Annotated in this window: 11 protein-coding genes; 3 read left to right on the top strand and 8 right to left on the bottom strand. The window is 65.1% G+C overall.

What is annotated here, in order from left to right; translation table 11 throughout:
- The 4 genes from DYI24_RS12910 to rpsL form a co-directional block, all read right to left on the bottom strand.
- On the bottom strand, window positions 1–127 hold a 127-nt coding region (locus DYI24_RS12910; protein WP_240002540.1), incomplete at its 3' end, for a GTP-binding protein.
- 38 nt (window positions 128–165) lie between these two features.
- On the bottom strand, window positions 166–2,238 hold the full coding sequence (gene fusA / locus DYI24_RS12905; protein WP_164572569.1) for an elongation factor G: 2,073 nt from the start codon (window positions 2,236–2,238) through the stop codon (window positions 166–168).
- Between the two features lie 30 nt (window positions 2,239–2,268).
- Window positions 2,269–2,739: a 30S ribosomal protein S7 gene (gene rpsG, locus DYI24_RS12900; protein WP_107345081.1), complete on the bottom strand. Its 471-nt coding sequence runs from the start codon at window positions 2,737–2,739 to the stop codon at window positions 2,269–2,271.
- Window positions 2,740–2,754: 15 nt separating this feature from the next.
- The gene (gene rpsL, locus DYI24_RS12895; protein WP_008969396.1) at window positions 2,755–3,126 is read right to left on the bottom strand and encodes a 30S ribosomal protein S12; all 372 of its coding nucleotides are present in this window, start codon (window positions 3,124–3,126) and stop codon (window positions 2,755–2,757) included.
- A 919-nt stretch (window positions 3,127–4,045) separates the two neighbouring features.
- Between rpsL and DYI24_RS12890 the strand changes: the two genes are divergently transcribed.
- A complete protein-coding gene (locus tag DYI24_RS12890) occupies window positions 4,046–4,972 on the top strand; it encodes a hypothetical protein (protein ID WP_246701242.1) in 927 nt (308 codons plus the stop codon).
- A 78-nt stretch (window positions 4,973–5,050) separates the two neighbouring features.
- Here DYI24_RS12890 and DYI24_RS12885 read toward each other — a convergent pair whose 3' ends face one another.
- Complete coding sequence (locus DYI24_RS12885) at window positions 5,051–7,216, bottom strand: heavy metal translocating P-type ATPase (protein WP_164572567.1); 2,166 nt, start codon at window positions 7,214–7,216, stop codon at window positions 5,051–5,053.
- 65 nt (window positions 7,217–7,281) lie between these two features.
- On the opposite strand from DYI24_RS12885, the gene DYI24_RS12880 reads away from it, so the two are divergent.
- The gene (locus DYI24_RS12880) at window positions 7,282–7,683 is read left to right on the top strand and encodes a MerR family transcriptional regulator (protein WP_164572566.1); all 402 of its coding nucleotides are present in this window, start codon (window positions 7,282–7,284) and stop codon (window positions 7,681–7,683) included.
- Between the two features lie 38 nt (window positions 7,684–7,721).
- Here DYI24_RS12880 and DYI24_RS12875 read toward each other — a convergent pair whose 3' ends face one another.
- On the bottom strand, window positions 7,722–8,930 hold the full coding sequence (locus DYI24_RS12875; RefSeq protein ID WP_164572565.1) for an MFS transporter: 1,209 nt from the start codon (window positions 8,928–8,930) through the stop codon (window positions 7,722–7,724).
- Between the two features lie 233 nt (window positions 8,931–9,163).
- Window positions 9,164–9,592, bottom strand: a complete 429-nt coding sequence (locus DYI24_RS12870) for a VOC family protein (protein WP_164572564.1) — start codon at window positions 9,590–9,592, stop codon at window positions 9,164–9,166.
- 145 nt (window positions 9,593–9,737) lie between these two features.
- Between DYI24_RS12870 and DYI24_RS12865 the strand changes: the two genes are divergently transcribed.
- The gene (locus DYI24_RS12865; protein WP_164572563.1) at window positions 9,738–10,190 is read left to right on the top strand and encodes a MarR family winged helix-turn-helix transcriptional regulator; all 453 of its coding nucleotides are present in this window, start codon (window positions 9,738–9,740) and stop codon (window positions 10,188–10,190) included.
- A 102-nt stretch (window positions 10,191–10,292) separates the two neighbouring features.
- Here the strand turns inward: DYI24_RS12865 and DYI24_RS12860 are convergent.
- A partial coding sequence (locus DYI24_RS12860; protein ID WP_164572562.1) for an ABC transporter ATP-binding protein occupies window positions 10,293–10,958 on the bottom strand: 666 nt, incomplete at its 5' end.

Genomic DNA, 10,958 nt, shown 5'->3' with positions numbered 1-10,958 from the left:
TCGCACCGCCCGTCTCCGCCAGAACCTTGGTGATCGCCGCAGTCAGCGACGTCTTGCCATGGTCGACGTGACCGATCGTCCCGATGTTGCAATGCGGCTTCGTACGTTCAAACTTTGCTTTGGCCATTGCTCTCTCCGTTCAGTCGCGGCTTACACCTGCGACAATCAGGCAAACTTCTTCTGGACTTCAGCCGACACGTTGGCCGGCGCTTCCGCGTAGTGGTCGAACTGCATGGTGAAGTTCGCCCGGCCCTGGCTCATCGAGCGCAGGTTGTTGACGTAGCCGAACATGTTCATCAGCGGCACCATCGCGTTGATCACGTTGGCATTGCCGCGCATGTCCTGACCCTGGATCTGGCCACGCCGCGAGTTCAGGTCGCCGATGACCGAACCGGTGTAGTCTTCCGGGGTCACAACTTCGACCTTCATGATCGGCTCGAGGAGAACCGACTTGCCCTTCTGCAGCGCTTCGCGGAACGCGGCACGAGAGGCGATTTCGAAGGCCAGCGCCGACGAGTCGACGTCGTGGTACTTACCGTCGACCAGCGTCACCTTGACGTCGACCACCGGGAAGCCCGCGACCACGCCCGAAGACAGCACGCTCTCGATGCCCTTTTCGACACCCGGGATGTACTCCTTCGGCACCGCACCGCCGACGATCTTCGACTCGAAGATGTAACCGGCGCCCGGCTCGGTCGGCTCGACGACGAAGCTCACCGCAGCGAACTGACCGGTACCACCGGTCTGCTTCTTGTGGGTGTAGTCGACTTCGGCCTTCTTGGTGATGCGCTCACGGAACGCCACCTGCGGCGCACCAATGTTGGCGTCCACCTTGTAGGTGCGCTTCAGGATGTCGACCTTGATGTCGAGATGGAGTTCGCCCATGCCCTTGAGGATGGTCTGGCCGGACTCCTGATCGGTCGATACCCGGAACGACGGATCTTCCGCCGCCAGCTTCGCCAGCGCGACGCCGAGCTTTTCCTGGTCGGCCTTCGACTTCGGCTCGATCGCGATCTCGATCACCGGCTCCGGGAATTCCATCTTTTCGAGGATCACCGGGTTGGCGGGATCGCACAGCGTGTCGCCGGTGCGAGCTTCCTTGAGGCCGGCCAGCGCGACGATGTCGCCGGCATAGGCTTCCTTGATGTCTTCGCGGTTGTTGGCGTGCATCAGCAGCATGCGGCCGATGCGCTCCTTCTTCTCGCGAGTCGAGTTCACCACGCCGGTGCCGCTCTGCAGGATGCCCGAGTAGATGCGGCAGAAGGTGATGGTGCCGACGAACGGGTCGTCCATGATCTTGAACGCGAGCAGAGCCAGCGGCTCCTTGTCGTCCGCCTTGCGCACGACTTCGTTGCCCTTGTCGTCGGTGCCCTTGATCGCCGGCACGTCGATCGGCGACGGCAGGTAGTCGACCACGGCGTCGAGCAGCGGCTGCACGCCCTTGTTCTTGAACGCCGAGCCGCACAGCACCGGATAGAACGCGCCGGTCAGCACGGCCTTACGGATCAGACGCTTGAGGGTCGCCTCGTCCGGCTCGTTGCCTTCGAGATACGCAGACATCGCGTCGTCGTCGAGCTCGACGGCGGCTTCGATCATCTTCTCGCGATATTCCTTGGCCTGGTCGAGCAGCTCGGCCGGGATCTCGGCGTCTTCGAACTTCGCGCCCAGCGACTCGTCGTTCCAGACCACAGCCTTCATGCGGACCAGATCGATCACGCCCTTGAAGTTGTTCTCCGAACCGATCGGCAGCTGGATCGCCACCGGCTTGGCGCCGAGGCGGTCGATGATGTCCTGCAGGCACTTGAAGAAGTCAGCGCCGGTCTTGTCCATCTTGTTGGCGAAGACGATGCGCGGAACCTTGTACTTGTCGCCCTGACGCCACACGGTCTCGGTCTGCGGCTCGACGCCCTGGTTGGAGTCGAGAACGCACACGGCACCGTCGAGCACGCGCAGCGAACGCTCGACTTCAATGGTGAAGTCGACGTGGCCGGGAGTGTCGATGATGTTCAGACGCTTGCCGTTCCAGAACGCGGTCGTGGCGGCCGACGTAATGGTGATACCGCGCTCCTGCTCCTGCTCCATCCAGTCCATCGTCGCGGCACCTTCGTGCACTTCGCCGATTTTGTGGCTCTTGCCGGTGTAATAGAGGATGCGCTCGGTCGTCGTGGTCTTGCCGGCATCGATGTGGGCCATGATGCCGAAGTTGCGGTAGTCCTCGATGGCGTGAACGCGGGGCATAGCGTCTTCCTTGATTCCGTTGCTTCGCCGTTACCAGCGATAGTGCGAGAACGCGCGGTTGGCTTCCGCCATCTTGTGCACGTCTTCACGCTTCTTCACCGCGTTGCCACGGTTGTTCGACGCATCGAGCAGTTCAGCCGACAGCCGCTCGGTCATGGTCTTTTCGTTGCGGCCGCGGGCGGCGGCGATCAGCCAGCGAATGCCCAGAGCCTGACGACGAGTCGAACGAACTTCGACCGGGACCTGGTAGGTCGCACCACCGACGCGGCGGGAACGAACCTCGATGGTCGGCATCACGTTGTCGAGCGCCTGCTCGAACACACCGAGCGGCGGCTGCTTGGTCTTGGCTTCGATCAGGTCGAACGCACCGTAGACGATGCTTTCGGCGACCGACTTCTTGCCGGCGTACATCACCGAGTTCATGAACTTGGTGACAATGATGTTCCCAAACTTCGGATCGGGAAGAACTTCGCGCTTTTCGGCGGCGTGACGACGGGACATGGATGCTCTCCCCGCTTACTTCGGACGCTTCGCGCCGTACTTCGAACGGCGCTGCTTACGGTTCTTGACGCCCTGGGTATCGAGGACGCCGCGGAGGATGTGGTAGCGCACGCCCGGCAAGTCCTTGACGCGGCCGCCGCGGATCATGACCACCGAGTGCTCCTGCAGGTTGTGGCCCTCACCCGGAATGTAACCGATGACCTCGAAGCCATTGGTCAGGCGCACCTTGGCGACCTTACGCAGCGCCGAGTTCGGCTTCTTCGGCGTCGTGGTGTAGACGCGGGTGCACACGCCGCGCTTCTGCGGCGATTGCTGCAGCGCCGGAACCTTCTTGCGCGACTTCTGCACCACGCGCGGATTTGCGATCAGCTGGTTGATCGTCGGCATCTTCGCCTTCACCCTCAAGCTTCGCGCGAAACCGATCAGTCGGTTTCGCAAATTCGTTCGGAGCTACCCGCTCCAGCGGCCGCCCTGCTCGACCGAACCAATCGTCCGATCACGCAAAGCGAAATCGCGCCAGCCACCCATCGCTGAGCGGAAAGCGCTTCCACGCAACAGAGGACCGCAGCAAAGACCGGGCAGTTTTCCACTGACCGGTTCCTACCGAGGTCATGCTTCCAAAACCGTCCTTACCGAGAAAGAACTCGAAAGAACGCTTAATGTCCTGGCATTGCCTGGCTTATGTCGACAGCGTTTGAGCGTCTTGGGTCGAGGGTGGTGCCCGTAAGTCCTTGAAAGGACGGCCCGGGTTGTCCGTTCCGACGTTGGCGACGCTCACCGCCTGTCTTGAAGTGGGCGGGTTGTATCGGCGGACCTATCCTAAGTCAAGGCAAAACCGCTGCCAGATGACGGTTCGGCGACGACTTTCTACTACCTCTCCGACCGTCATGAAACGCCGATGAAATGGGGCGTTGTGGCGTCCCGCTTGGCGCGCGATCGAGCTCCAATTTCGGCCTCGACGACCGGCTCGCGGGACGCGGATCGGCACCTCGCGCGACCCGATTCATAGAATCGTGAGCAATCGGAAGAGCGATTCCGTACCGACTCGGCGACGGATTCGCGCTCCCTTGGCGTCTCGATTCGAGACAGCCGAGCCCCGCTCAGGCTTCCGGTCAACATGACGGTATTTTAGTAGCGACCCGCCATGCGGCTGAGATTACTGATCGGCGGGCCGGCTCGCCCGGCGCGTGTCGGCCCGGGACGATCCACAGACCGGCCGCCGCTCCGGATGGCCGGCGGGGGCGGGGCTATGGCTAAGTGGCCGCCGGGGCGCCGTGTCGGCCGGCCGCGGGATGCGTGGAAACAAATGGCGGGTTCGGGGCAAGTTCGATCACGGCCGCGGCCTTGGCGCCGGGTGGCGGCGCTGGCCATCGCCGCCGGCGCGCTGCAGTTCCTCACCAGCCCGGCCTTCGCGGCCGACGACGATGACGACGACGAGACGCCAGCGCAGACCTACCCCAATATTTACCTCGACTTCCGCACCACCTACGGGCGCACCCCGGCCGGCACGCTCTCGATCGGCTTCTCCAACCCGACCATCACCGTGCTGTCCCGCCTGCGCGAGCTGGCGGCGCTGCCGCCGCTGCAGGCCCCAACGCTGCCGGCGAGCCAGAGCGTGGAACTCGACGTGCCGCTGACGATCGACGTCAACGACCGCGTCTCGCTGTACGGCGGCTTCAGCACCACCACCAGCAACAGCGGCGCCGGCTGGAGCTCGGTCGACATCACCAGCTGGAACGTCGGCGTCCAGGCCGACATCTATCGACAGGACGGCGGTTCGTTGCCGACCCTGACGCTGCAGACCACCCTCACCCGCTCGGTGCCGAGCGGACCGCTCGCCACCACATCGCTCAACACCATCCTGGAGGCGTCCTACGCGTTCGACACCGACGAGACCCGCGGCGTCCTCGCCGGCGTGCAGTTTACCACCACGGCGATCGACGCCGACCGTGCCGCGATCCATCCGAACACGGTCGGCTGGCTCGGCGGCTACTATCAGTGGGACAACAACTGGAAGCTCACCGGGCGCGCCGGCCTGCAGTCATTCGGCGGCGCCGAGCTGCTGCGCTTCACCCCGATCGACGCCTTCACCCAGCCGATCCTGCGCGTCGACCTCGACAAGCTCGACGACAACGACAACCGCCTGTTCGGCATCACCGCGCAGGTGTCTTGGACACCGAAGCCTGCGTATCAGCTCACGGTGAGGACGCCGCTGTATCTGACAAAGAACTGAGGCGGCATACGTCGACGAGCAGGCGCACGCAGACAGGACGCGGCAGCTGCCGCCCAGCCTCGAAGCCCGCATACCGCATCATGCCTCTGACGCCCGCCACCGCAGCAATCTGAGGGCGTTCGCGGTGACCAGGACGGTAGCGCCGGTGTCGGCGAGGATCGCCATCCACAGCGTCGTCACGCCGAGCAGGCTGGTAGCGAGAAACACCGCTTTCAGCCCGAGCGCGATCGAGATGTTCTGCCAGATATTGCCGAGCGTCGCCTGCGACAGCGCGATCAATTCGGCGACGCCATGGGCGCGATCATTCAGCAACGCCGCGTCGGCGGTCTCCAGTGCTACGTCCGTTCCTCCGCCCATGGCAATGCCGACGGACGCGGCCGCCAGCGCAGGCGCATCGTTGATGCCGTCGCCGACCATCGCGACGGGCGATACTTCCTTCAGGCGACTGATCTCCGCGAGCTTGGCGTCGGGCAGCAGCTCCGCGCGGGCCTCCATGCCGAGTTGACCGGCGATCGCCTGAGCGGTTCGTGCGTTGTCGCCGGTCAGCATCACCACCGCGATGCCTTTGGACGTCAGTTGCCGCAACGCTCCTGCCGCATCCGGGCGCGGCTCGTCGCGCACCGCAATCGCTCCCTCGCAGGTGTTTCCGGAGATGAGGACCACGACCGTCTTGCCCTGACGCTCGAGGCCCGAGATCGTCGTCGCAAGCTCCGGCGGGATCGTGGTCCGTTCGGCGGCAAAGCGCGGAGATCCGACGAAGGCGAAGCCGTCTTTGAGACGCGCGGAGATCGCCTTGCCCGGCACAGCCTGGCTCCCGCCGAACACGACGGGGAACTCTAACGCGCGTGCCTTCGCGGCGCGGACGATCGCCTGCCCGATCGGATGACTGGTGTTGCCTTCGACAGCCGCGGCGCGCGCGAGCACGGTGTCGTCCTGCTGGCCGATGACAGAAACCACGTCGGTCACCTGAGGCTGCCCCAGCGTCAGCGTGCCGGTCTTGTCGAAGGCGACGGTCTTCACCTTGCCGAGCGTTTCGAGCACCGCACCGCCCTTGATCAGCAGCCCTTTGCGAGCCCCCACCGCAAGTCCGGACGCAATCGCGGCCGGGGTCGAAATCACCAGGGCGCACGGACACGCGATCAGCAGCGTGGCGAGTCCGCGATAGATCCAGGTCGCCCAATCCTCGCCGAAGCCGAGCGGCGGCACGATGATGACCAGGAGCGCCACCAACATCGCGGCGGGCGTGTACCACCGGCTGAGACGATCGATCATCCGCTCCGTCGGCGCTTTGCTCTCCTGCGCTTGTTCGACGAGGTGAATGATGCGCGCGATGGTGTTGTCGGCCGCCGCATTCGTCGTCTCGATGCGCAGTTCGCCATTCGCGTTGATGCTGCCGGCATAGACGTGATCGCCGACCGCCTTGGCGACCGGCACGGACTCGCCGGTGATCGGCGCTTCGTTCACGTCGGAATGGCCGTCGAGGACCTTGCCGTCCGACGGGATGCGGTCGCCAGGACGCACCACCACGACATCGCCGATCATCAGGTCGGCTGCCGGAATTTCCTCGACCTGGTCCGAGCCGTCGCGCAGCCGTCGCGCAGCCGTCGCGCAGCCGTCGCGCAGCCGTCGCGCGGTGCGTGGCACGACGTCGGTCAGCGCTTCAATGCCCGCTCGGGCGCGCCCCGCCGCGAACGTCTCCAGCCATTCGCCAACGTTGAACAGAACGATGACCACGGCAGCTTCCTCGGCCTCACCGATCACGACCGCGCCGATCGCCGCAACGGTCATCAGTGTTTCGATGCTGAACGGCGATCCCGAACGTGCGCCGATCAGGGCCCGGCGTGCGATTGGGATCAGACAGACCGCGGCCGCGGCGGAATAGAGCCATCGCTCGTAGGCTGGAAACAGCTGCGCTAACGCGAACGCCAGAGCGAAAACCGCCGCTGCGATCATGACGGTTTGCAGCTTCGCGTCCTGCCACCACGGCAGTCGCTTCCGCTCGGTCCGGATGCTGCTGGGCGACGGCGCAATTGCCTGCGGCTGATAACCGAGCGAACGAAGCTCGTCGTCGATGGTACTCGGCGAGATTCTGTCCTGATCGAACCGAAGCGCCAAGGTGGCGGCCGAATAGCTGACGCGGACATCCGCGACACCCGGCAGCCGCTGCATCGCCGTTTCGATCTTGAGCGCGCAGGAGGCACAATCCATGCCCTCTACGCGAGTTTTGTAGGCGTTGGTCGCCATAGCGTCACCTCGACAAAGCGTTGTGACACCCCATATGCACCCTGTAGCAGCTACAGGGTCAAGACATGCAGGCGGACCATCTCGCAATCGGCGATCTCGGGCGTCAGACCGACACCAAGGTCGAAACCATCCGGTATTACGAGCGGATCGGATTGCTGTCGGCCCCAGCGCGCACGCCGGGCAACTACCGCGCCTACACGACCGAGCATCTCAACCGTTTGAGCTTCATCCGACGCGCCCGCGATCTCGGCTTTTCACTCGATCAGATCCGCGCGTTGCTCGATCTGTCCGACGATCGCACCCGCTCCTGCGATGCCATCGACGCCATCGCCAAGCAGCATCTGGCCGAAGTCGATCGCAAGATCGCCGACCTCAAGGCCCTGCGCCACGAGCTCGACCACATGATCACCCAATGCAGCTGCGGCACGGTCGCCGACTGCCGCATCATCGAGGCGCTGTCTCCGTAAGGCCCGCCGCTGCCGGCGCAGCAGAACGGCGCCCTCTCCTACGCCATCGCCAACTCCACCCGCCGCTGCGGGAACGGCCTGAAGGTCGCCAGGATCAGCATTGCGGCGAGGCCCATGCCGCAGGAGGCGACATACATCGGCGCGTAGCTGCCGTAGGCATCGTAGATCAGCCCGCCCAGCACGGGGCCGGTCGACATGCCGAGGCTGCCGGCCATCGCAGTGCCGCCGACGATGGTGCCCATCATCCGCAGCGGAAAGTTCTCGCGGATGATCACGGCGTACAGTGGCATGGTGCCCGCGTAGATGAAGCCGACCGCGACAGCGACGGCATAGACGCCGCCGAGCCCGCCGACGAAGGCGTAAGCCAGCACGCCGAACGCCTGCGCGAGCAGACCGATCACGAGCACGCGCTGCGCGCCGAAGCGATCGCCGGCGAGGCCGAAGCCGAGCCGACCGAACATGCCGGACAGCCCTTCGACGCTGTAGATCGAGGTCGCGGCGATCATCGGAATGCCGCAGGTCACCGCGTAGCTGACGGTGTGGAAGATCGGGCCGGAATGGGTCGCGCAGCAGAAGAAATTCGCCAGCATCAGCGTGACGAATTGCGGCGACCGCACCGCCTGCTTGAGCGTCATGTCGTCCTGCGCATTGGCAGAAGCAACGTCAGCGCCGCCCATTTCGAGCGCCGGCGGCCGCCGCACCAGCAGCGCCGCGGGGATCATCAGCGCGGCCGTGATCGCCGCGATGATCAGCATCGCGCCGCGCCAACCGTGGATCGTCACCAGCCATGCCGCCAGCGGCGCCATCGTCAGCGGCGCCATCCCCATGCCGGCAGAGACCAGTGACACCGCAAGGCCGCGGCCAGTATCGAACCAGCCGGTGACGCAGGCCATCATCGGCGCGAACACCGCGGCGGTCGCAGCGCCGACCAGCACGCCGAACAGCAACTGAAATTCGATCAGCGAACCGGCCCGGCTGGCGAGCGCGAGGCTGGCCGCGAGCACCGCCGAGCCCGTCAGCACGACGGGGCGCGGGCCGAACCTGTCCGACAGATTGCCCCAAAGCATGCTGGCGGCGGCCATCGCCAGGAAGCCGATGGTCATCGCGGTCGAGATACCGGTGACCGACCATCCGGTGTCCTGCGACATCGGCCGGATCAGCACCGGCAGCGAGAACATCGCGCCGGCGGCAACGCAGCCGAGCACGCCGCCGGCCGCAACGATCACCCAACGATAGGACTGGTTCATGGCTGTTTCCGTGTTGTGCGAGCGCTTGCCGCGTCATTCCTTGCCCCGTCGTTGCGAGGAGTGAAGCGACGAAGCCATCCAGCTCGGTGCACGAAGCTGGATTTGCTTCGCTTCGCTCGCAATGACGTTGAAAGGCTTGCGCTAGAGGAGTGAGTCTCCCGTGCTTCGAGGACGAAGCACCCCTGCTGCAGCCGACATCGGACCGGCGTTTTTTCACCGGCGCCGTGGAGGCCTCAGGTCTGCGCGGGTTGGGTATTGATCATCCACGGGATGCCGAAGCGGTCGATCAGCGAGCCGAACCCGGGCGACCAGAACGTCTCGGCGAACGGCATCATCGGTTTGCCGCCTTCGGACAATTGCTCGTACCAGCGCTGCGCCTGAGCCTTGTCCTGGGTGTGCAGGGTGACATCGAAGCCGTTCTTCGGCTTGTCGATGTTGGAGGCCCAGCCGATGTCCATGTCGGCGCCCATCAGCGCCTGATCGCCGACTTCGAGCCAGCAATGCATCAGCCAGGTTTTGTACTTCGGATCGGTGATCGGCATGCCCGGAGGCCCATCGCCGTAGGGAATGGCCGCGGTGATCTTGCCGCCCAGCACCTTGGCGTAGAACTCGAACGCGTCGCGGCAGTGCCCCTGGAAGCTCAGGCTGGTCACGATCTTCATGCGGTGGTCCTCCCTGATCGACGTGGCGCGATGAATGCTGCGCGGGCCTGAGCCCGCGGAGCCCGCCCGGTGGCGGCGCTTGATCCCGTCGACTTAAGTTGATATCAACGTATATCGTCCTTCCGTTGTCAAGAGCCGTTCGCAAATGCGCCCCCTGGCCGAACCGAGTTTCGAAACCACGCTGCTGGTCCGAGACAGCTGCCTGTGCCTGCACGCCCAGCGGGCGGCGCGGGCGCTGGCGCGGAGGTTCGACCTCGCGCTGAGGCCGGCCGGGCTCACCAGTGGCCAGTTCTCGCTGCTGATGTCGCTGAACCGTCCGCAGCCTGCCCCGCTCGGCGGCGTCGCAGCGCTACTGGCGATGGACCGCACCACGCTGACGGCGAACCTGAAGCCGCTGGAGCGGCGCAATCTGCTCGAAGTGCTGATTGATCCGGCGGACCGGCGCGCGCGGCTGTTGCGGCTGACGCCTACGGGGCGGACGACGCTGGCTGCGGCAGTGCCAATCTGGCGCAAGCTGCATGCGGAGATCGAATCCGATCTCGCCGATGCCGACCGCCTGCGCGCCGAGCTCAACGTGCTCGGCCGCCTCGCCGATTGAGGCGGTCTGGTTCTTCAAGATTGGACTGATCGGCGGCGACTAAGTCCGAGCGATCAAGCCCGGCACAAGACGGCCTCGCGCGGGATGCGGGCCGCCCGCCCCTCACTCGTCGTCGTCATCATCATCATCGTCGTCATCGTCGCCGGCGCCGTGGCGTTTCTGGTCGTCCCACAGCTTGCGATAGACGCCGTTCTTGGCGAGCAGCTCCTTGTGCGAGCCGCGCTCGATCGCCTGCCCGCCGGAGACGACGACAATCTCGTCCATGTCGACCACCGAGGTCAGGCGGTGGGTCGAGAAGATCATGGTGCGGCCGCGCGCCAGCTTCATCAGCGTCTTGTTGATCGCCGCCTCGGTGGTCTGGTCGAGCGCCGAAGTCGCCTCGTCGAGCAGCAGCACGGAGGGATCGCGGACGACCGCGCGTGCGATCGCGATGCGCTGGCGCTGGCCGCCGGACAGCGTGTCGCCACGTTCGCCGACCACGGTGTCGTACTTCTGCGGCAGGCTCATGATGAAGCGGTGGATCTCCGCCTTCTTGGCCGCCTGCTCGACTTCGGCGTCGGTCGCGCCTTCCTTGCCGAGCCGGATGTTGTCGCGGATCGACATGTTGAACAGCATGTTCTCCTGGAACACCACGGCCATGCTCCGGCGCAGCGAATCCAGCGTGACGTTGCGGATGTCGACGCCGTCGACCGACACCCGGCCTTCGGTCGGGTCGTACAGCCGCAGCACCATGTTGAGCAGCGTGCTCTTGCCCGAGCCGCTCGGGCA

The sequence above is a fragment of the Rhodopseudomonas sp. BR0C11 genome (assembly GCF_010820945.1).
GTDB lineage: Bacteria > Pseudomonadota > Alphaproteobacteria > Rhizobiales > Xanthobacteraceae > Rhodopseudomonas > Rhodopseudomonas palustris_H.
Note: the sequence above shows the minus strand (reverse complement) of the source record. Positions and strands in the feature narration are given on the sequence as shown.

Bases quoted from the DNA above. Each gene is read 5' to 3' on its own strand.
- fusA (WP_164572569.1), bottom strand. From the start codon at position 2,238: ATGCCCCGCGTTCACGCCATCGAGGACTACCGCAACTTCGGCATCATG.
- rpsG (WP_107345081.1), bottom strand. From the start codon at position 2,739: ATGTCCCGTCGTCACGCCGCCGAAAAGCGCGAAGTTCTTCCCGATCCG.
- rpsL (WP_008969396.1), bottom strand. From the start codon at position 3,126: ATGCCGACGATCAACCAGCTGATCGCAAATCCGCGCGTGGTGCAGAAG.
- DYI24_RS12890 (WP_246701242.1), top strand. From the start codon at position 4,046: ATGGCGGGTTCGGGGCAAGTTCGATCACGGCCGCGGCCTTGGCGCCGG.
- DYI24_RS12885 (WP_164572567.1), bottom strand. From the start codon at position 7,216: ATGGCGACCAACGCCTACAAAACTCGCGTAGAGGGCATGGATTGTGCC.
- DYI24_RS12880 (WP_164572566.1), top strand. From the start codon at position 7,282: ATGCAGGCGGACCATCTCGCAATCGGCGATCTCGGGCGTCAGACCGAC.
- DYI24_RS12875 (WP_164572565.1), bottom strand. From the start codon at position 8,930: ATGAACCAGTCCTATCGTTGGGTGATCGTTGCGGCCGGCGGCGTGCTC.
- DYI24_RS12870 (WP_164572564.1), bottom strand. From the start codon at position 9,592: ATGAAGATCGTGACCAGCCTGAGCTTCCAGGGGCACTGCCGCGACGCG.
- DYI24_RS12865 (WP_164572563.1), top strand. From the start codon at position 9,738: ATGCGCCCCCTGGCCGAACCGAGTTTCGAAACCACGCTGCTGGTCCGA.